This window comes from Acinetobacter lactucae, from assembly GCF_013344765.1.
Taxonomy (GTDB): domain Bacteria; phylum Pseudomonadota; class Gammaproteobacteria; order Pseudomonadales; family Moraxellaceae; genus Acinetobacter; species Acinetobacter lactucae_A.
Genome location: NZ_JABVBF010000045.1, coordinates 1 through 20,919, shown reverse-complemented (window position 1 = coordinate 20,919; position 20,919 = coordinate 1). Strand labels below are relative to the sequence as shown.

The 20,919-nt window shown below is 41.6% G+C and carries 15 protein-coding genes; 9 read left to right on the top strand and 6 right to left on the bottom strand.

Annotated elements, in window-relative coordinates; genetic code table 11:
* Positions 1-226: 226 nt before the first annotated feature.
* The 8 genes from HUN22_RS06870 to HUN22_RS06835 all read left to right on the top strand — a co-directional run bounded on the left by HUN22_RS06870 (position 227) and on the right by HUN22_RS06835 (position 9,378).
* A complete protein-coding gene (locus HUN22_RS06870; protein WP_004702366.1) occupies positions 227-949 on the top strand; it encodes a UTRA domain-containing protein in 723 nt (240 codons plus the stop codon).
* A gap of 91 nt (positions 950-1,040) precedes the next feature.
* Positions 1,041-2,078, top strand: coding sequence for a putative 2-aminoethylphosphonate ABC transporter substrate-binding protein (locus tag HUN22_RS06865; protein WP_174727421.1), 1,038 nt, complete (start codon positions 1,041-1,043; stop codon positions 2,076-2,078).
* Positions 2,079-2,100: 22 nt separating this feature from the next.
* Positions 2,101-3,303 carry an ABC transporter ATP-binding protein gene (locus HUN22_RS06860; protein WP_174727418.1) on the top strand — a complete coding sequence of 401 codons (1,203 nt, stop codon included), beginning with the start codon at positions 2,101-2,103 and terminating at the stop codon, positions 3,301-3,303.
* Positions 3,297-5,006 (top strand): putative 2-aminoethylphosphonate ABC transporter permease subunit, encoded by a 1,710-nt coding sequence (locus HUN22_RS06855; RefSeq protein WP_174727415.1) that lies wholly within the window; start codon positions 3,297-3,299, stop codon positions 5,004-5,006. The genes HUN22_RS06860 and HUN22_RS06855 overlap by 7 nt, the downstream gene beginning before the upstream one ends.
* Before the next feature lie 100 nt (positions 5,007-5,106).
* A complete protein-coding gene (locus tag HUN22_RS06850) occupies positions 5,107-6,261 on the top strand; it encodes a TIGR03364 family FAD-dependent oxidoreductase (protein ID WP_174727412.1) in 1,155 nt (384 codons plus the stop codon).
* A 26-nt stretch (positions 6,262-6,287) separates the two neighbouring features.
* On the top strand, positions 6,288-7,475 hold the full coding sequence (gene phnW, locus HUN22_RS06845; protein WP_174727424.1) for a 2-aminoethylphosphonate--pyruvate transaminase: 1,188 nt from the start codon (positions 6,288-6,290) through the stop codon (positions 7,473-7,475).
* Positions 7,476-7,511: 36 nt separating this feature from the next.
* Positions 7,512-8,327 carry a phosphonoacetaldehyde hydrolase gene (gene phnX / locus HUN22_RS06840; protein WP_174727409.1) on the top strand — a complete coding sequence of 272 codons (816 nt, stop codon included), beginning with the start codon at positions 7,512-7,514 and terminating at the stop codon, positions 8,325-8,327.
* Positions 8,328-8,574: 247 nt separating this feature from the next.
* Positions 8,575-9,378 (top strand): thioesterase family protein, encoded by an 804-nt coding sequence (locus HUN22_RS06835; protein ID WP_174727406.1) that lies wholly within the window; start codon positions 8,575-8,577, stop codon positions 9,376-9,378.
* 73 nt (positions 9,379-9,451) lie between these two features.
* Here HUN22_RS06835 and HUN22_RS06830 read toward each other — a convergent pair whose 3' ends face one another.
* Entirely contained in the window at positions 9,452-12,934 is a 3,483-nt protein-coding gene (locus HUN22_RS06830) for an indolepyruvate ferredoxin oxidoreductase family protein (RefSeq protein ID WP_174727403.1), read from the bottom strand.
* A gap of 204 nt (positions 12,935-13,138) precedes the next feature.
* On the opposite strand from HUN22_RS06830, the gene HUN22_RS06825 reads away from it, so the two are divergent.
* Complete coding sequence (locus HUN22_RS06825) at positions 13,139-14,080, top strand: LysR family transcriptional regulator (RefSeq protein ID WP_174727400.1); 942 nt, start codon at positions 13,139-13,141, stop codon at positions 14,078-14,080.
* Between the two features lie 250 nt (positions 14,081-14,330).
* On the opposite strand, the gene HUN22_RS06820 is transcribed toward HUN22_RS06825, so the two are convergent.
* The 5 genes from HUN22_RS06820 to HUN22_RS06800 are packed head-to-tail and all read right to left on the bottom strand — an operon-like array spanning position 14,331 to position 20,844.
* Positions 14,331-15,233, bottom strand: a complete 903-nt coding sequence (locus tag HUN22_RS06820) for a hydroxymethylglutaryl-CoA lyase (RefSeq protein ID WP_174727397.1) — start codon at positions 15,231-15,233, stop codon at positions 14,331-14,333.
* Positions 15,230-17,221, bottom strand: a complete 1,992-nt coding sequence (locus HUN22_RS06815; RefSeq protein ID WP_174727394.1) for an acetyl/propionyl/methylcrotonyl-CoA carboxylase subunit alpha — start codon at positions 17,219-17,221, stop codon at positions 15,230-15,232. Before HUN22_RS06815 ends, HUN22_RS06820 begins: the two co-directional genes overlap by 4 nt.
* A gap of 11 nt (positions 17,222-17,232) precedes the next feature.
* The gene (locus HUN22_RS06810; protein ID WP_174727391.1) at positions 17,233-18,036 is read right to left on the bottom strand and encodes an enoyl-CoA hydratase/isomerase family protein; all 804 of its coding nucleotides are present in this window, start codon (positions 18,034-18,036) and stop codon (positions 17,233-17,235) included.
* Positions 18,037-18,045: 9 nt separating this feature from the next.
* Entirely contained in the window at positions 18,046-19,647 is a 1,602-nt protein-coding gene (locus tag HUN22_RS06805) for a carboxyl transferase domain-containing protein (RefSeq protein WP_174727388.1), read from the bottom strand.
* A 24-nt stretch (positions 19,648-19,671) separates the two neighbouring features.
* Positions 19,672-20,844, bottom strand: a complete 1,173-nt coding sequence (locus tag HUN22_RS06800; RefSeq protein WP_174727385.1) for an isovaleryl-CoA dehydrogenase — start codon at positions 20,842-20,844, stop codon at positions 19,672-19,674.
* Positions 20,845-20,919: the final 75 nt, after the last annotated feature.

Here is a 20,919-nt window from a genome sequence, read left to right as displayed (position 1 = left end):
TTTAAGGGCTATGTCATGCCGATTTTTCTTGACGAGCAAATGAGCTAAGGAAAGTTTTCCGAAGTGATTATGAGCATACAAATACGATTTTTTATGAAAAAATGAATTGGAAAAAAAGCGGGGAATAGGACGCATTTTGCTTAAAAGATCAGCATTAATAAAAGCTTTTGTCACATTTTTTCAGTATATTGCTATTAATTTCTTTATTTATAAATTCTAAGTTTGTATGGAACAGGACCAAGCACGCATACCTAAATATATTCCTATTCGCGATGCGATTGCCCATGATATTGAATCTGGCGTATTAGAAGCCCACGCAAAACTCCCATCGGAAAGAGTACTTTCTGAACAATTCCAAACTACGCGAGTGGCTGCACGTGAAGCTTTGTTGGCTTTGGAAACTGATGGTTTGATTTATCGATTAGACCGCCGTGGTTGGTATGTTCGTTCTCCTCGTATTATTTATCACCCGCAATCGACAAAAAACTTTAATCAGTTTGTGATTGAACAAGGCTATGAACCTTCTACAGAAGTGATTTCCAGTGAACTTACACAAGCCACTTCTTGGGATGCCAAGCATTTAAAAGTTGAAAAAGGGCATCCGATTTATTCAGTGTGGCGACGTCGTTGTATTAATGGACGACCTGTGTTGGTTGAACATTTACGTGTGAATGCCGAACTTTTTCCTGAGTTTTTAACTCATGATCTCAAGCAATCCATTACTTTACTGATGGCAAATCAATATAACTGCCATATCACTAGAGCTGACATTAACCTCTATCCAACAGCTCTATCGGAACAACAGGCCAAAGCGCTTCATGTCAATGTTGGCGCGCTTGGGTTATATATTTGCCGTAGTAACAGAAATGAAAAGGGCGTAATTACCGATGTTGACCAAGAATATTGGCTACACGATGTCTTAGATTTACATTTCGAAGCACGAGCATAAAAATAAAATCTGGTTTAAACCAGATTAATCAAACTGTCATATAAACCTGTTGAAATACGATCATCAAATAATTGCATTCGATGGTTTGCAGATGAAACAGTTTGTTCAACAGTCAATTAAACTTGGCACTGCATCAGTTTTAGGTGTAGTGGTCGCTATTCAAATGGGATGTTCATCGGCAACATCAAAAAACTCAGAAGAAATTACCGTCTATACGGCAGTAGAAGCCGACCAGCTTAAACAATACCAAGAAGAATTACATAAAGCCTATCCAGAACTCAAAGTAAAATGGGTACGTGATTCAACAGGTGTGATTACCGCGAAACTTTTGGCAGAGCAGAAAAATCCACAAGCGGATGTCGTTTTTGGTGTGGCTTTAACCAGTTTGCTGGTTATGGAAAAGAAAGACATGCTTGAGCCTTTTAAACCAGAAGGCGTTGAAAATCTAAAATCGGAATTTGTAAGCCAAAAACCTGTACCGACTTGGACGGGTATGGATGCATGGGAATCTGCAATCTGTGTAAATAAAGTCGAATTAGAAAAACGTAAGTTACCGATTCCAAAAACTTGGAAAGATTTAACCAACCCGATTTATAAAAACCTAATTGTGATGCCAAATCCGGCATCAAGCGGTACGGGGTATTTAGATGTGACTGCTTGGATGCAGATCTGGGGTGAAAAGCAGGCGTGGGATTATATGCAGGCTTTAGATAAAAACATTTCACAATATCCTCACTCTGGTTCAAAACCTTGCAAAATGGCTGCACAAGGCGAAATTCCAATTGGTATTTCTTTCGGTTACCCAGCATTTAAATTAAAAGCAGAAGGTGCACCTTTAGAAGTGGTTTATCCAACTGAAGGGTTAGGCTGGGAAATGGAAGCCTCAGCGATTGTGAAAGGAACCAAGAAATTAAATAGTGCACAAAAATTTATAAATTGGTCGGTAAGCAAAGCGGCAAATGAAGCTTATGCGCATAACTTTTCAATGGTGGCCTACAAAGGCATTGAAAATACCACCATGAGTTTCCCGAAAAATCTTTCTCAAATGCTTGTAAAAAATGATTTTTATTGGGCGGCCGAACAGCGTGAACGTATTTTGGCTGAATGGTCAAAGCGTTTTGAAAAGTGATCTTTTGAATAAGGGCCTCATTATGCAAATACCTTCGTCATTGCAATCATCGCTGCTAGGTCAAAACCCAAAGGGCGAGTTAGCAGGGCATTTATTGTCGACATTAACGACCTATAAATATCCTGAACATGGTCCCTCAGTTTTAGAGGTGGTGGATATTCAAAAAAAGTTTCAACACTTTCAGGCCCTCACGCATATTAATTTAGATATTAAAGCTGGCGAGTTTGTGAGTTTTTTGGGGCCTTCTGGGTGTGGTAAAACCACTTTGCTACGCATAATTGCGGGTCTAGAAAAACCTGATTATGGAAAGGTTATAAAAAAGGGAACAGATATAACTTTGCTGAGTGCTGAAAAACGGCACTGCGGTATTGTGTTTCAAAACTATGCATTATTTCCAAATTTAAATGTTGAAGAAAATATTGCTTTTGGCTTGGATAAAAAAAAGTGGGATAAAACTCAGCGTATTCAAAGAGTTCAACAGTTATTAGAATTGATTGAGTTACCTGATATTGCAAAAAAATATCCAAATCAATTGTCGGGCGGGCAGCAGCAACGTGTTGCGCTTGCTCGGGCAATTGCACCGAATCCGGATATTTTATTGCTAGATGAACCACTCTCTGCACTTGATGCTCAGGTGCGTTTGAACCTAAGACAAAAGATTCGCTCAATTCAATCGCAGCTTAATTTGCCAACCATTATGGTGACACACGATCAAGAAGAAGCTTTAAGCATTTCTGATCGTGTTGTAGTCATGAATCATGGCGTTATTGAGCAAATTGATACGCCGCACAATATTTACTACAAGCCACAAACCCAATTTGTTGCCAAGTTTATTGGCACCATGAATTTTTTAGGAGCCACTTGTTCGGTAGTTAATCAGCTCGAGGTTTTAGGTTTTATCCCTCTAAATTTGGAACAGCAAAAAATTAAAGCCGGGCAAAACTACAACATTGGTTTTAGACCCGAAGCTGTCGAGTTGGTTGATGATTTCGGTAGTGATAAAGAATCACTGTATCTGCCAATTAAAGCATTAAGCACTGAATTTTTAGGTGCAAAACGCCGTTTGTTTTGCGCCATTCATATTGATGGAATTGAGCAGGCAAAACACCTTTTGCAAATTGAAATTGAAAATACCAAGTTCAAATCTTTGCAAGAAATTATGTTTATAAAAGTGCCTAATCAGCTCATTCATGTCTTTGACGAACAAGGGTACGCACTATGTTAAATGAAACTGCTTCAGCGGTTTTAAAAACACAGCCGCGTCGAAAAACTGAATATTCATTAAGATCGAACATTGCTTTGTTTGTTGTGGCAATTGCTTTGACTTTAGCGATTATTGCTCCTTTAATGATGCTGTTTGAAACTGCATTTTTTGATGAAAATCAAAATTTTGTTGGCCTTGAAAATTTTTATAATTATTTTGACAGTCCAGCTTTACTCAGCTCTGTATTTAACTCGGTGTGGGTTGCTTGTGCTGCTACTGTCATTACAGTATTTCTTGCCAGTATTTATGCTTTTGCTCTCACCAATGTAAATATAAAAGGCAAAGGCTTCTTTAAATTGGTGGCTTTTTTACCGATTTTGGGACCGTCACTTTTGCCTTCGTTGGCATTGGTTTATTTGTTTGGCAAGCAAGGTGTATTCAAGCCTTTATTAGGTGATGTACAGATTTATGGTCCAATCGGTATTTTAATTAGCTACTGCTTTTGGCTATTTCCAGCAATTTTAATGTTGATGATGGTGTCTTTTCGCAGTGTTGATCAGCGTTTAATTGAAGCCTCTTTGTCGCTGGGTAAAAATATCTGGAAGACGCATTATCATGTGACTTTACCTGCAATTCGTTATGGCTTAATCAGCGCAAGTCTGGTGGCTTTTATTTATGTACTAACAGATTTTGGGATTCCAAAAGTCATTGGCGGTTCATTTAACATGATGGCGCTTGATGTCTATAAGCAGATTATTGGTCAGCAAAATATGAGCATGGGTGCGGTGATTTCCATCTTGTTATTGCTACCAGCATTTTTTGTATTCATTTTCGATCGAATACAAAGCAAACGCCATGCATGTTTTCAAGCTTTTCAGGCTAAACCTTATGTCTCTGCACAGAATAAAAAACTTGAAGTCGTTCTGAGCTTATTTTGTGGCGTGGTTTCAGGTGCGATTTTACTGATTATCTTTACGGCGGTGCTGGCGTCATTTATCCAGTCTTGGCCCTATGATTTGTCTTTGACCTTAGCACATTACAGTTTTGAATATGTCGATGGTGGCGGTTGGGCAGCGTACTTTAACTCGGTTCGCATTGCACTCTTTAGTACGGTTTTTGGAGCAGCACTGATTTTTATGGTGGCACTATTAACTGAACGTTTTAAGGCACATCCATTCATTAAAAACTATGTGCAAGCTTTGGTTCTATTACCTCTTGCAGTGCCGGGGCTAGTTCTAGGTATTGCCTACATCTTGTTTTTTAACCAGCAGAGTAATCCGTTAAATGTGCTGTATGGAACCATGACCATTTTGGTGATTTCAACCATTGTGCATTATTACACTGTGCCACATCTCACTTTAACCAATGCGATTAAACAGATTCCGCTACAGCTCGATCAGGCGGCGGAAACTCTAGGAACATCGAAGTGGAAAACCTTTTGGAAAGTGTATTTGCCCATGTGTTTTCCAGCGTTATGTGATGTATCGGTCTATGTTTTTGTGAATGCCATGACCACCGTATCGGCTGCGATTTTCCTTTATTCACCAGATACCAGTTTAGCTGCAGTCGCTGTTTTAAATATGGATGATGCAGGAGATACGGTTGCTGCTGTTGCGATGAGTATTTTGATTTTAACCACCTCATGTGTTGTAAAACTCATTCACTGGTTATTTACCCGAAAAATCATGGCAAGAAGTCAGCAATGGCGTGAAAGCTCTCATTAAGTTTTAGCTAAACACAATTTTTATTTAACCGACTGAAACGAAATGCTTTGTTCAACAAGGCAGGGTTTGTTCATCCTAAATTTCGCAAATTGGAAGTCTTATGAATAATGTACAGTTTGATTTGATTGTTGTCGGAGCCGGTATTTTAGGTTTGTCCGCTGCCATACAAGCGCAGGAACAAGGCTTAAAAGTTTGTATCTTCGAGAAAAATTCTCAACCAGTGGGGGCAACTCGCCGTAATTTTGGCATGGTCGGAACATCGACATTAACCCATCCACAGCAACAGTGGCGAAAGTACGCACTTGAAACGCGTTCTTTTTATCAACGTATTCAGGCTGAAACTGATATTTCATTTGCTCAACGCCAAGGTGTCTATCTCGCCAATACGGCACTTGAATGGCAGGTTTTAAATGAGTTTGCCAAGTGTGCAGGCAAGTACCAGATTCCGGTTCATTTGCTTAGCCATGAGGAACTTGTCACCCAATTTTCTTATTTAAACCCCGAGCAGCAGTTTCAAGGCGGTTTGGTTTTTGAAGAAGATTATTCGGTCGAACCGCATGTGGTTGGACAGCGACTGTTGGCATATGCACAAAGTAAAGGTGTAAAGATTTATACCAATGCTTGTGTAGTACAAACCAAATACCAGCAGGAAAAGTGTCAGGTTCGTCTGGCAAATGGCGAGACTTATCGGGCAAATAAAGTTTTGATCTGTCACGGTGAAGTGATTGATGTTTTATATCCAGATCTTTTACAAAGCTTGAACCTGAAACGTTGTGGCTTACAAATGGCCCTGACCCAACCATTTCAACAAAAATTAAACGCCTCTCTTTATTCAGGTTTGTCGATTTCGCGCTATCCAGCCTTTGAAATTTGTCCGAGTCATCATGAGCTGGTTAAAGCGTCACAACGAGGATTTGTTAAAGAATTTGGGATTCATATTCTGATTAAACAAAACGAATTTGGTGAACTGATCGTGGGCGATAGTCACGAATACCATCCGATTAATGAAGCGCCTCAGTTCGAGCAGCGTGAAGAGATTAATGAGTTTATTCAAGCTTACTGCCATGAAAAATTGGGGCTGACTTTACCTCCGATTCAAAAGCGTTGGAATGGTTATTACCTCACCCATGAATATGAGCTGGCCTGTGTCACTGAAGCTGAAAAAAACATCTTTCTGATGAGTGCGATTGCTGGCAAAGGCATGACCACAGGGGCTGGATTTATGAAAGAAGTATTAGAACAAAATATTTACTAGTTTGTCATCTGGTTTAAACCAGATTGATGTATATTGAAATGAACGCAAAAGAAATGAGTAACATTATGAACATGCAACCCCAACTCGATATGGATTTAGAGAACAAATATTTGCTTCTTACTCCAGGACCATTATCAACTTCTGCGACCGTCCGCCGTGCCATGCAAAAAGACTGGTGTACTTGGGACCAAGAATATAATTCGCTTGTACAAGATATCCGCTCTCGATTGGTTAATTTGGCAACCAGTCAACCTGAAAAATATACGGCTGTGTTAATGCAAGGCAGTGGTAGTTTCGCGGTGGAGTCTGTGCTGGGTTCAGCTATTTCGCGTGATGGCAAAATCTTGATTATCAATAATGGCGCTTATGGTGCACGTATGGTGCAAATGGCGCGTTGCTTAAATATTGAAGTGATCGAGCTGAACTATTTAGAAACTCAAACACCAGATTTACAAGAGATTGAGTGCGTTTTACAAGATAAAACCATTAGCCATGTTGCTTGTGTGCACTGTGAAACTACCACAGGAATTTTAAATCCGATTCAAGACATTGGCCGTTTAGTTAAATCGGCAGGGAAAATCTGGATTGTAGATGCGATGAGTTCATTTGGCGGTGTGCCAATGGATATGGCTGAGCTTGAAATTGATTTTCTAATTTCAAGTGCGAATAAATGTATTCAAGGTGTTCCGGGCTTTGGTTTTATTTTGGCGAAACGGGATTGCCTAGAAGCGTGTAAAGGTTTGGCACGTTCGGTCAGCCTCGATTTATATGACCAGTGGAATACCATGGAGCAGCATAACGGTAAATGGCGCTTTACCTCGCCAACCCATGTAGTACGTGCATTTTACCGAGCATTGCTTGAGCTTGAGGCAGAGGGCGGAGTTGCTGCACGTTATCAACGTTATTTACAAAACCAGCAAATCTTATCTCAAGGTATGCAACAGCTTGGTTTTGAATTGGTATTAGGCAATCAAGCACCCCAATCACCAATTATCACAACATTCCTTTACCCGACAGTTGAAACATTTAGCTTTCAGACCTTTTACGAAACCTTGAAAAAATCAGGCTACGTGATTTATCCGGGCAAAGTCACCGATCTTAACTGTTTCCGTATTGGCAATATTGGCGAAGTTTATGTTCAAGATATTGAAGGGCTTCTTGCTGCAATTGCCAGCTACTACAAGAACCATCTACAGAACGCTATAACAGCATAATTTTTATTAAATCATTTAAATTAAAGGTTAAACATCATGAAGACGAACAATACACAAATTCAGGCTGTTGTTTTTGACTGGGCTGGCACAACAGTAGATTTTGGCTCACGCGCACCCATCTTGGCTTTTATGGCTTTATTTAAAGACAATAAAGTTGAAATTACGGTTGAAGAAGCTCGCGCCCCAATGGGGTTGGAAAAACGTGACCATATTGCTGCTGTTTTAAAAATGCCGCGTGTGGCAGCTGCATGGCAGGAAGTGTATGGGCAGGCTGCAACAGAGGCAGATATTGACCGTTTATATAAAGACTTTATTCCTTACCAATTAAAATCGATTCCAACATGTTCTGCTTTAATTCCGGGTGCATTGGCGACTTTTGAAAATATTAAAAAGCGTGGTGCAAAAATTGGGAGTAACACGGGCTATGCATCAATAATGGTTGGACGATTGGTTAAAGATGCTGCCGATCAGGGCTACCGACCAGACTGTATTGTTACGGCAAGTGACGTGAAATTTGGCCGTCCATATCCTGAAATGTTATGGAAGAACTTAATTCAACTAGATGTGTCTGATATTAAAACAGTTGTAAAAGTGGATGATACCGTGGTGGGTATTGATGAAGGTTTAAATGCCGGATGTTGGACGGTTGGGCTTGCAATTAGCGGCAATGAAGTCGGTTTAAGCTATGAGGAGTGGAGTGCATTATCGGCTGATGAACAGATTGTTCTAAAAGATAAGGCCTATCGAAAAATGAAAGCGTCGGGCGCTCACTATGTGATTGATAGCGTCGCTGACTTACCAAATGTACTTGATGATATTGAACGCCGTTTGGGGCAGGGTGAACGACCTTAAACAAATGATTGAGTAAAAAGAACCTGCTATAAAGCGGGTTTTTTATAAGTTAAAATAACTTTTGGTTCTAAACTTTTATTCATATTTAACCATAAACAAATTTTTATTCAGTGAATTTATAATTTTAGACTCATCAGTTTTTGGTAGGAAAAACCAGTTGAGTCAAAGAAATAGAGGGTTAACATAAGCATTAAAACGTGAATTTTCATCAAATATTGATGTTGATAAGGACTACGGAAAGAAAATCATGAATGCTTATTATCAATTATTGAATAGAACAATTGGTCCTCAAGGTGAAGTTATTGCTCATTATTGCTCAACTGTTCATGCACAAGGAGCTTGGAATCCTCATGAACAGCATATGGCGCCTGCAAGTGGTATAATTGCAGCAGAGTTAGAGCAATTTTCGCCACGACAAGATATGCGAATTGGCCGAATTAGTTTTGATATTTTTGGATTGATTGCTTTTGGTGAGTTTACGATTAAGACCCATGTGATTCGTGCCGGTAAAACCATTGAGCTGATTGAAGCTGAAATGCAGGCACAAGGTAAAACCTGTATTGTCGCTAGAGCATGGCGCATGTGTACTCAAGACAGCTCAGACATTGCTGGGCTTGAAGATCAGCCAGTTCACCATCCAGATACCTTTACCGAATGGAAGGGTATGAAAAGATGGCCGGGTGGTTTTATCCAGACACTCGTCACTAAAACTGATGATCAGCATCGCGCAGGTAAAGGCATTGTTTGGCTCAATAATGATAAAGAAATGGTTGAAGGGCAGCCGACGACAGATTTTGCCCATTTGATTGGCATGATAGATACAGCAAACGGGATTGTACCAAGACAAGAAGGCGAATTTACTTGGGGTTTCCCAAATCTTGATTTACAGATTCACATGCACCGTTATCCGAAAGGTAAATGGTTAGGTCTAGAAACCGTTCAGCAATATGGCTCGGATGGCATTGGTTTAACCAGTGCAGTTTTACATGACGTGTATGGTCCATTTGGACGAAGCGAGCAGATTTTGACTTTACGTAAAATGACTAAATAAATATTTGAGCCAATAAAAAAGTCATCCCTCAGGATGACTTTTTTATTTTAAGATTTAGATTACAAGCAATTTCTTAGCTACGAACTTTAATGAGTGTTGGTGTAAGCTCATCCCAACGCTGTTTTGCAGCGTCCATTGCTTTCATTTTGATATGTCCATAACCACGAACTTCTGCCGGTAATTTTGCAATTTGTTCAGCAACTGCCAAGTTGTGATTTTCTGGAGCTTCAACGAGTGCTTCAACAAATGCGATGTAACGATCACGCCATGCTTGTTCGTGCTGACGCTCTTCTTGACGTGCAAATGGGTCAAGGAAAGTTTCACGAAGCCATTGTAAGCGAGCAAGCATCATCATTGGGAAGCGCATCCAGTAACCAAACGCACGTTTACGAACATTTTTCAGACCACCGAGTAACGCTGGCGGAGCAAGGTGATACGTTAAACGTAAGCCTTTACCGAATTGGGTTTCGATCGATTCTTTGAAACTTTTACCTGTTAACAGACGTGCAACTTCATATTCATCTTTATACGCCATAACTCTATAAAGCTGAGTTGCAATCGTACCCGTTAACTCTTCTGGTAACTTTTTAGCAGCTAATTCTACAAGCGTACGGTATTTATTTGCGTAAGCTTCATTCCAGTAGTCTGTTAAACGAGCAGAACGGTCTTCAACAAGTTCAGCCAAAGTTTGCGGAGTTTTGGTTTTTGGCATCGCAGAGACTAAACGTGCAGCTAAAGTTGGGTCACTTGCAAGATGACAACCCACGCGGAAAGCTTCGATGTTCTTTTCAACAGCCGTACCATTTAAGCGAATTGCTTTTTCAATGCTTTCACGCAGTAATGGAATACGACCAGATTGCCATGCCATACCGAGTAATAACTGGTTGGTATAAATTGAATCACCTAAGAGTTGTGTTGCAATGCGAGCTGCTGGTAGAGAAACCAGTTGGCCTTGGCGAACACGACCACGAAGGCGGTCAATTAAATCGCTAATAGGTGCATACCAGTCACGAGATTTAATAAATTCAGAAGTCGGGGTGCTGTCTTCATTTACAATAACCAATGCATCATCTTTTAAGCGAGAAAGAGCAGCGCTACCACCAGCGACTACAGCATCGGCACCGATGAGTAATTCACATTGGCCCGCCGGAATCTTAGTAGAAGAAATTTGCTCATCAGTTGCTGCAAGTTGTACGTATGAATAAACTGTACCACCTTTTTGGGCAAGTCCAGCCATGTCCATCACACGTGTTGCTTTGCCTTCTAGGTGAGCTGCCATACCAAGGAGTGCGCCAATCGTCACAACACCCGTACCACCAATACCACCGACCATAATACGACTTGGAACATCATATAACTGAGGAATAATTGGTGATGTTGGCCAGCCTGCGCCAATGCCTTCAAATTTAGCTGGACGTTTCATATCACGTGTATGAACAGTCACAAAACTTGGGCAGAACCCCTCAGCACAAGTGAAATCTTTATTACAGCTACTTTGGTTAATTTGACGTTTAGTCCCTAAAGCAGTCTCTACAGGCTCAATAGATAAACAGTTTGATTTTTTCGAACAGTCGCCACAGCCTTCGCAAATATCACTATTAATGTATAAACGCTCAGCTAGGTCAGGGTACGCATCACGTTTACGACGACGGCGTTTTTCGCTGGCACAGGTTTGTACATAAATTAAAGCGGTGACACCTGTAACTTCACGAAGCTCACGTTGAACTGTATCGAGTTCATTACGGTGGCGAATTTCGACACCTGGTGCAATGCCATCTTCTTCGTTTAATAGTTTAACTTCATCAGTAACAATAACTTGTTTTTTAATGCCTTCGGCAGCAAGCTGACGAGTTAACTGCGCAACGCTCAAATGACCATCTACATGCTGACCACCTGTCATAGCGACCGCATCGTTGTAGAGGATTTTGTAGGTAATATTAGTTTTTGCGGCGATAGACTGACGAATTGCTAAGTAACCTGAGTGGAAGTAAGTTCCGTCACCAAGGTTAGCAAAAATATGTTTTTCATTGGTAAATGGTGATGCACCCACCCAACTTACACCTTCACCGCCCATTTGCGAGAACGTTTCGGTACCGCGGTCAAGTGAAACGGCAATATAGTGACAACCAATACCGCCTAATGCACGGCTACCTTCAGGGACAACTGTTGAAGAATTATGAGGGCAACCACTACAGAAATATGGTTTACGTTCAGCAAGATCAATGACACGTTTTGATTCTTGTTCTGCTTTTAGCAGTAAGTCGATTCTGCTTTGGATTTGTGTTTTTAAGCTTTCTGGAATATCGAGTTTTAAGAAGCGAGCAGCCAGCATTTTTGCAATTGGTTCAGGCTGATATTCATAGTGACCAATGAGCGGTGCTTCTTCAATAGAAGTACTCCATTCACCTTTACCATCAGTTGCTTTACCAATGACACGAGGACGTTTGCCATCAGGCAGTGAGTACAGCTCGTCTTTAATTTGTGTCTCAATAATTGGACGTTTTTCTTCAATAACAATCAGCTCTTCTAAACCTTCGGCAAACTCACGAACGCCTTGTGGTTCTAAAGGCCAAATCAGTCCAACTTGATAAACACGTAGCCCAAGTTGTTGGGCAGTTTCATCTTCAATACCTAAAATGCGTAAGGCTTCAATCGTATCTAAATAGCCTTTACCACTTGCGGCAATACCAATACGGGCATTTTCACAAGGCCATGTTACGGTGTTGATTTTATTCGCGCGGGCATAAGCCAAAACAGCAGGTAAGCGATATTTATAAAGACGTTCTTCTTGCTGAATGCCATGATCTGGCCAACGAATATTAACGCCGTCGGCAGGGAAATTAACATCTTCTGGTATAACAGGATTAACTCGATCTAGATCAACATGAACTGAAGCAGAAGTTTCTACAATTTCACTGACTAGCTTCATTGAAGACCATAGGCCAGAAAAACGTGAGACAGCAATGGCGTGAACACCAAAGTCTAAAATTTGTTGAACGGATGTTGGGTAGAAAATTGGAATACCACAACCAATCATGACATGTTCAGACTGGTGAGGAATTGTAGAAGATTTACATGAGTGGTCATCGCCAAATAAAGCAACGACACCACCACGTTCAGAGGTACCAGCTAAGTTAGCATGGCGGAGTACATCGCCTGAACGGTCAACACCCGGCCCTTTACCATACCACCATGAAGACACTCCATCATATTTGCCTTGTCCTGAAAGGTTAACTTGTTGAGTACCCCAAATTGCGGTAGCAGCCAAGTCTTCATTTACACCAGGTTGAAATACGACATTATGGGATTTAAGTAATCCTTGAACTTGCCAAAGGAAACTATCATAGTTACCGACAGGAGAACCGCGATAACCAGAAATAAAACCAGCAGTATGATAACCATTAATCGCGTCACGGCGAGTTTGGGCAAGAGGCAACCGAACAAGTGCCTGAATGCCAGTCATATATGCTGTACCGTTATCACTTATATATTTATCTTCAAGTGACACATCCTTTGTTGCAATAATATTTGGAGTGACTTTTGTAGCTATGTTCATTTATATCTCCTTAGAATTTTTAGTAGCTCGGACTACTTTCTTTTTTCAACATCCAGTTGAATATTTGGAGCAAGTGACATACGAAATAAAAAAAGATCGGTTCCTCTTCTTAAAAAGAATTAGTGCCAATGTATGTACATTTAGTCATTGTGGTTGATCTAAACTGGTGCAACAATCCGTAATTTAGGAAAACATATTTACGTTATGCGCAAAAATCTCGATGGTGGACTATTGCATGCAATGCATGCATTCCTGAAAGTGATTGATAGCGGGAGTTTCACAGCAGCAGCTGAGCAGATGGATCTGACCACAGCACAGGTTTCACGTCTTATCAGCGAGCTAGAAACACGCTTAGGTACAAAATTAATACAACGCTCAACGCGCCAGCAGGCACTGACCGATATTGGTGCGACTTATGCAGAGCGCTGTCGCCAAGTCATTTCAATAGTGGATGAAGCAGAATCAGAAGTAACAGGAACGGCATCTAAACCGAAAGGGCGTTTACGTGTATTAAGCATGGGAAGCTTTGGCCATCACTATGTTTTTCCAGTCATGGCCGAGTTTTGCAAAAATTATCCTGAGTTAACGGTGGAATATACGACCTCACAATACGTTCCAGACCTGTTGGCAAAAGGGGTAGATGTGAGTCTCTATCTCACTGAATCTTTAACAGATTCACGCTTTGTTGCTCGCCGAATTGGCACTATTTTTTCTGTTTTATGTGCTTCACCTGCATATCTAGAAAAACATGGTATTCCTAAGTCGCCCGAAGACTTAAAAAATCATGCCTGTTTACGCTTAGTAAACCCGTCGATTACGCCAGATTGGCACTTGTTAAATGCAAATGGTGAGTCTTACCAAATCGATATTGGTGGGCAACTGATTGCAGATAACCCAGAATTATTATTAGATGTTGTACAGCAGGACATGGGCGTCGCATTATTGCCGATGTTTTCAGCTTTAGATGCAGTTCAGAATGGAAGATTATGTCATATCTTGCCAGAGTGGCGTTCGCCCGATATCGGAGTTTATACCTTGTTGCCTTCACGTCATTTTATTGATGCCAAAACACGTGCATGGTTAGATTGGGTAGAAGAATATATTTCTCCAAGAATCGAAATGGATGCTTCTTATTTTTATAAATAATGAGATAAATTTTTAAGGATTAAGCTAGAAAAGGATGAAGAATAATACGGATTAGAATAAAAATAGGGTAGAAAATGCTTCTTTTGAAAGAGGCATTTAATACAGAGATGAATAATAAATTTTAAATAAAATGCGCAAAGATATTTAATCCCAATTCCTGAATGAAATGAGATAAAGATTAGATGGGATGATCTGGTACTAGGTCTAATATTCAGCCATATACCAGATGCTGAGTTATTTTAATTTATGACTATGCACACTTGGTTTGCCAATAAGCATTTGCATAGTTCGACAAGCTTTTTCGGTTTAACACATTGCTAATATTTTGACTGGCTTGCATCAGTTTTTCTAAGTCAATGCCGGTTTCAAAACCCATGTGTGACAGCAAATAGAACAGATCTTCAGTCGATACATTACCCGAAGCACCTTTGGCATATGGGCAGCCACCCAGTCCTGCAAGAGACGAGTCAAAAACACGAATACCTTGCTGTAAAGACTGATAAATATTGGCAATTGCCATGCCGTAGGTATTGTGGAAATGCCCAGCTAGAACCTTGCTGTCGAGTTCAGCAAGGCATGCTTGCCACACCTTTTGAACGCGATCTGGTGTAGCTGTGCCAATAGTTTCACCTAAAGATACTTCATAGCAGCCCATGTCATAAAGTCGTTTAACAACTTTTACGACTTGCTCAGGAGCAATTGCGCCTTCATAAGGACAATCGACTATACAAGAGACATAACCGCGTACACGGATGTTATGTGCTTTGGCTGCCGCCATGACATCGCTAAATTTTTCAAAGCTTTCGTCGATTGAGCAGTTGATATTTTTACGGGTAAAACTCTCAGAAGCTGCGGTAAATACCGCAACCTCTTTGCACCCTACCGCTTGAGCTGTCTCAAAACCTTTGATATTGGGCGTGAGCAGGCTAAATTGCACATCGGGCGTTTGGGGTAATAGCCTAAATAGCTCGTCACTTTGAGCCATTTGCGGCACCCATTTTGCCGAAACGCATGAACCGACTTCAATCGATTTTAGGCCAGCATTTATTAAGTCATTAATAAAGTTTAAGCGTTGTTCAACAGTTAAAGCCTGCTTTTCGTTTTGGAGGCCGTCTCTGGGGCCGACCTCCACGATTTTGACAAACTCACTCATGCAACTTCCTCCTGAGCAGGCTGAAATTCTACAAGCTCGTCGCCAGCTTTGACCTGATCACCGACTTGGAAATAAGAGTCTACAATCACGCCATCTTTAGGGGCACGGATGGTATATTCCATCTTCATCGCTTCAAGCGTCATTAAAATATCGTCTTTTTTCACGCTATGATTTGCGCTTACTAACACTTGAGTGACCACACCCGGCATTGGAGCTTTCAGGTGGCCTTCATCAGCTTGGCTATCTGCTTGGTTAAAGTCTTGGCGAATATAAGCAAACTTATAGCTTTGCCCATTTTGGAACAAGGTAATGCCTTGCTGACTTTGATTAAAAGATAGCTTTTGCTGAGTTCCATTAATTTGAACAGAGGCCGTATGTGTATCAAGCAACTGGCCCGAAATCGGGTAGCTTTGACCATTATATTCTGCGGTGAAGCCATCGTTATTTGAAGCAAATTTGATTTGGATATTTTCGTTTAAATAATTTAGTTTGATACTGTGCTGATAGGCAATATTTAAACGCCAAAGTGGTTGAGCCTGCCAAAGCTGTTTTTGGCTTGAACTGTTGTTATTAAGTTTGCTTAAAAACTCAATGAATGCCGCTGCCACTACAAGTTCAGGTTTGATCTCTTCAGGGCTAAACAAGAAGTTTTGTTCACGCTGAATCAGGTTGGTATCAAGTTTGGCTTGTTTAAACGATTCGCTACGAATAATTTTTTCAAGAAAGGCAATGTTGTTGCCTAAGCCATCGACATGGAATTGGCTTAAAGCATGTTGCATTTGAATAAGTGCAGCTTCACGGTTTTTACCCCATACAATAAGTTTAGCTATCATCGGGTCGTAATAAGTCGTGATTTCATCACCTTCAACAATACCGCTGTCTACACGAACATATTGGTTTTGAGTTGGGTAGCGCAGATAGTCAATTTTACCAATGGCAGGTAAAAAGCCTTTTTCTGGTTCTTCGGCGTAGATCCGTGCTTCAAGCGCATGGCCGTGAATCTGCAATTCGTTTTGTAGTTTAGGTAAAGGTTCACCATAAGCCACACGAAGTTGCCATTCAACCAAGTCTTCACCTGTAATCATTTCAGTGACAGGGTGCTCGACTTGTAAACGCGTATTCATTTCCATGAAATACGCCGTACCGTCTTGTTCCACAATAAACTCAACCGTACCTGCACCAACATAATTTACCGCACGTGCAGCATCAATTGCAGCCTGACGCATTGCATCAAGCTTTTCGCTTGGCATTTGTGGCGCAGGGGCTTCTTCTAGCACTTTTTGGTGACGGCGTTGTACTGAACAATCACGTTCAAACAAATGCACATAATTGCCATGTGTGTCACCAAACACTTGCACTTCAATATGGCGCGGTTGAATCACATAACGTTCAATCAAGACATCATCATTACCAAAGCTCGATTTGGCTTCACGTTTACAAGAGGCTAAGGCATGCAGAAAATCTTCACTGCGCTCCACCAGACTCATGCCTTTACCGCCGCCACCGGCACTAGCTTTAATTAAAACCGGATAGCCAATTCGGTCTGCCTGCTGTTTTAAAAAGTCGGCATCTTGGTTGGTTCCGTGATAGCCCGGTGTTAAAGGGACGCCAGCTTTTTCCATCAAGGCTTTAGAGGTCGCTTTTAAGCCCATCGCTAAAATGGCATCCACTGGCGGGCCAATAAAGCAAATGTTGTGTTGTTGGCAAGCGAGTGCAAACTGGTCATTTTCTGAAAGGAAGCCGTAACCTGGATGAACCGCTTGACTGCCTGTATCAATCGCCGCTTGTATAATACGGTCAACCTGTAAATAACTTTGTGTTGCAGGGGACTGACCAATATATACCGCTTCATCTGCAAGTTTGACATGTTGTGCATTTGCGTCTGCATCGGAGTAAACGGCAACCGTTCTAATACCTAATTTTTTAGCTGTACGAATTACGCGGCAGGCAATCTCGCCACGGTTCGCAATTAAAATCTTTTCAAACATGATGATCGTCCTTAATTGTTGTTATTCGAGTTAGAAACCCAAGCAGGCTGTTGTTTATTTAAAAAGGCACTTAGACCTTCTTTTGCCTCACTGCCTTGACGAACTTGAGCAATATGATGTGCTGTCTGTTGTAGCAAGTCATTGCTCATGGTTTGGTTGCTCACCATTTGAATGAGTTGTTTTGAGGCCGCTTGAGCATGCGGGCCACCGAGTAATAGAGCATCAATAATTTCTTGAACTTTTCTGTCTAAGTCTTCGGCATCTGCCACTTCATGTGCCAAACCAATTTGTTTAGCTTCACGTGCCGAAATTCGCTCGGCAGTTAAGAAGTAACGAGAGGCTTGTCTTGCACCAATCGCACGAATCACATAAGGACTAATGGTAGATGGAGCAAGTCCTAAACGAACCTCAGAGGTTGCAAACTTGGCATCTGTGCTGGCAATGCAAATATCACATGCTGATGCCAAGCCCATGCCACCACCAAAGGCAATGCCATGCACTCGGGCAATGGTCGGTTGTTTTAGCGTTGCAAGTGCATCCAACATTTGCGCAAGTTTTAATGCATCTGCTTCATTTTCTGCTGAAGATGCTTGACCTGCCTGTTTCATCCAGTTGAGGTCGGCACCTGCCGAAAAGCTTTTGCCGCGACCCGCTAAAACCACAACACGAATGTCATCACGTATATTGATTTGCTTAAAACAGGTATGCAATTCTTCAATGACGGTTGTATTAAAAGCATTGTGTAGTTCAGGGCGGTTCAGCCAAACATAGGCAACCTGATCTTGTTGTTCGAGTTGTAAAAATTGATAGCTCATATACACCTCTTACATGCGGAACACGCCAAATTTGGTTGGCTGGATTGGGGCGTTCATGGCCGCAGCAAGGCTTAAACCGAGTACTTGACGAGTTTGCGCTGGGTCGATTACACCGTCATCCCAAAGGCGGGCAGAAGCATAGTATGGATGGCCTTGGCGCTCGTATTGCTCACGGATTGGTTGTTTAAATTCGTCTTCTTCTTGCGCTGACCACTCGGCACCTTTTTGCTCAATCTGGTCACGTTTTAAAGTCGAGAGTACGCTTGCTGCTTGTTCGCCGCCCATCACTGAAATACGAGAGTTCGGCCAAGTCCACAAAAAGCGTGGTGAATAAGCACGGCCACACATACCGTAGTTACCTGCACCAAACGAACCACCAATAATCAGGGTGAGTTTTGGTACATTTGCGGTGGCAACTGCCATAACTAATTTGGCACCGTTTTTTGCAATTCCTTCGTTTTCATACTGGCGACCAACCATAAAGCCCGTAATGTTTTGTAGGAATAACAATGGAATATTGCGCTGCGTGCATAGCTCAATAAAGTGCGCACCTTTTTGTGCAGACTCAGAAAATAAAATTCCGTTATTGGCAATAATGCCGACTGGCATACTGTAAAGTGAAGCAAAACCCGTAATGAGTGTTGAACCAAAACGTGCTTTGAACTCATCAAAACGAGAGCCGTCTACGATACGGGCAATCACTTCACGAACATCAAAAGGTTTACGCGCATCGCTTGGCACCACGCCATAGAGTTCAGATGCATCAAACAATGGTTCATCAACTTGTTTATTTAAGTCGTTTGGCTTTTTATTTAAATTAGCAACAATGTTCCGTGCAATCGCAATCGCATGTTCATCATTTTCAGCTAAATGGTCAGCTACACCCGAAAGACGTGTGTGTACATCGCCACCGCCTAAGTCTTCACTGCTCACCACTTCACCTGTTGCAGCTTTTACTAGAGGAGGGCCGCCTAAGAAAATCGTACCTTGATTACGGACAATAATTGTTTCATCAGACATGGCAGGAACATAAGCACCACCTGCGGTACAGCTCCCCATCACCACGGCAATTTGGGCAATACCTAGGCTCGACATGCGTGCTTGGTTATAGAAAATACGCCCGAAGTGATCACGGTCTGGGAAAACCTCATCTTGCATTGGTAAATAGGCACCGCCTGAGTCCACCAAATAAATACAAGGCAAGTGATTTTGTTCGGCAATTTCTTGTGCGCGTAAATGCTTTTTAACCGTAAGTGGGTAATACGTTCCACCTTTAACCGTTGCATCGTTAGCAACGATCATGCAAGTGATGCCGTTGACTTGACCAATACCCGCAATCACACCTGCGGCAGGAACATCATCTTCATAAACGTTGTACGCTGCCAATTGACCAATTTCTAAAAATGCCGTGCCGACGTCAATCAGTTGATCAATACGTTCACGAGGTAAAAGTTTGCCTCGAGCCAAATGTTTTTGACGGGCATTTTCACCGCCGCCTAACGCAATACGCTGGGCAACTTGTTTTAGATCTGTGACCAATGTTTGCATGGCTTGCTGGTTTGTTTTGAAGTCTTCACTTCGAACATTAATCTTGCTTTGTAATTGGTTCATAAGATGCATCCTTATTTATAATTATTATTTGGTTTCATTGAAGAGTTCGCGGCCAATCAACATACGGCGAATTTCAGAAGTTCCGGCACCAATTTCATAAAGTTTTGCATCACGCCATAAACGGCCAGCAGGGAATTCATTGATATAACCGTTGCCGCCTAGACTCTGGATTGCTTCACCTGCCATCCATGTTGCTTTTTCAGCAGCATATAAAATGGCGCTTGCAGCGTCCTTACGTAGGCTGCGGTCATGATCAGCTTTATCACATGCAGCACCAACGGCATAGACGAGGGCTTTACATGCCAACCAAGTTGAATACATATCGGCAAGCTTGCCTTGCATAAGCTGGAATTCACCTAAAGCTTGGCCAAACTGTTCACGTTGATGTAAATAAGGAATCACCACATCTAAACAGGCATCCATAATGCCTAAAGGTCCGGCACTTAAAACTGCACGTTCATAGTCCAAACCACTCATCAGTACTTTTGTACCGTTACCGACACCGCCGAGTACGTTTTCAGCAGGTACTTCTACATTGTCAAAAAACAGTGGGTAAGTGTTAGAGCCACGCATACCGAGTTTGTCTAAATGGTTACCGTGACTAAAGCCTTTCATGCCTTTTTCAACTAAAAAAGCAGTCATGCCTTTCGCGCCAGCTTGCGGATCAGTTTTAGCGTAAACCACGAGTACATCTGCATCACCGCCGTTGGTGATCCACATTTTTGAACCGTTTAAAACGAAATGGTCACCTTTTTGCTCAGCACGTAATTTCATGCTGACGACATCGGAACCGGCATTTGGTTCAGACATAGCAAGGGCACCGACATATTCACCGGAAATCAATTTTGGTAAATACTTTTGTTTTTGCTGTTCGTTACCGTTACGGTTAATTTGATTTACACATAAATTAGAATGAGCACCGTAAGACAAACCAATGGCTGCCGAAGCACGAGAAATTTCTTGCATGGCAATAATATGAGCTAGATAACCCATATTGGCACCGCCATATTCTTCAGAAACCGTCATGCCTAAAAGGCCCATATCTCCGAATTTTTTCCAGAGATGTGCAGGGAATTTGTTGTCTTGATCAACTTGTTGGGCAAGCGGTGCAATTTCCTTTGCACAAAATGCGGCCACTGAATCTTGAAGCGCAATTAAAGTTTCATCTAGACCGAAATTCAAGCTGCGTAGGTTCATGATATTTTCATCCTATTGGTTATATTTGTTGTCCATAAAATATTTTGTGGGTATTTGAGATGTACCATACAATGA

Excerpts from the sequence above, each read along its gene's own strand:
- HUN22_RS06820 (WP_174727397.1), bottom strand. The coding sequence starts at position 15,233 with ATGAGTGAGTTTGTCAAAATCGTGGAGGTCGGCCCCAGAGACGGCCTC.
- HUN22_RS06870 (WP_004702366.1), top strand. The coding sequence starts at position 227 with ATGGAACAGGACCAAGCACGCATACCTAAATATATTCCTATTCGCGAT.
- phnX (WP_174727409.1), top strand. The coding sequence starts at position 7,512 with ATGAAGACGAACAATACACAAATTCAGGCTGTTGTTTTTGACTGGGCT.
- phnW (WP_174727424.1), top strand. The coding sequence starts at position 6,288 with ATGTATATTGAAATGAACGCAAAAGAAATGAGTAACATTATGAACATG.
- HUN22_RS06850 (WP_174727412.1), top strand. The coding sequence starts at position 5,107 with ATGAATAATGTACAGTTTGATTTGATTGTTGTCGGAGCCGGTATTTTA.
- HUN22_RS06830 (WP_174727403.1), bottom strand. The coding sequence starts at position 12,934 with ATGAACATAGCTACAAAAGTCACTCCAAATATTATTGCAACAAAGGAT.
- HUN22_RS06855 (WP_174727415.1), top strand. The coding sequence starts at position 3,297 with ATGTTAAATGAAACTGCTTCAGCGGTTTTAAAAACACAGCCGCGTCGA.
- HUN22_RS06815 (WP_174727394.1), bottom strand. The coding sequence starts at position 17,221 with ATGTTTGAAAAGATTTTAATTGCGAACCGTGGCGAGATTGCCTGCCGC.
- HUN22_RS06835 (WP_174727406.1), top strand. The coding sequence starts at position 8,575 with ATGAATGCTTATTATCAATTATTGAATAGAACAATTGGTCCTCAAGGT.
- HUN22_RS06865 (WP_174727421.1), top strand. The coding sequence starts at position 1,041 with ATGAAACAGTTTGTTCAACAGTCAATTAAACTTGGCACTGCATCAGTT.
- HUN22_RS06860 (WP_174727418.1), top strand. The coding sequence starts at position 2,101 with ATGCAAATACCTTCGTCATTGCAATCATCGCTGCTAGGTCAAAACCCA.
- HUN22_RS06800 (WP_174727385.1), bottom strand. The coding sequence starts at position 20,844 with ATGAACCTACGCAGCTTGAATTTCGGTCTAGATGAAACTTTAATTGCG.
- HUN22_RS06825 (WP_174727400.1), top strand. The coding sequence starts at position 13,139 with ATGCGCAAAAATCTCGATGGTGGACTATTGCATGCAATGCATGCATTC.
- HUN22_RS06810 (WP_174727391.1), bottom strand. The coding sequence starts at position 18,036 with ATGAGCTATCAATTTTTACAACTCGAACAACAAGATCAGGTTGCCTAT.
- HUN22_RS06805 (WP_174727388.1), bottom strand. The coding sequence starts at position 19,647 with ATGAACCAATTACAAAGCAAGATTAATGTTCGAAGTGAAGACTTCAAA.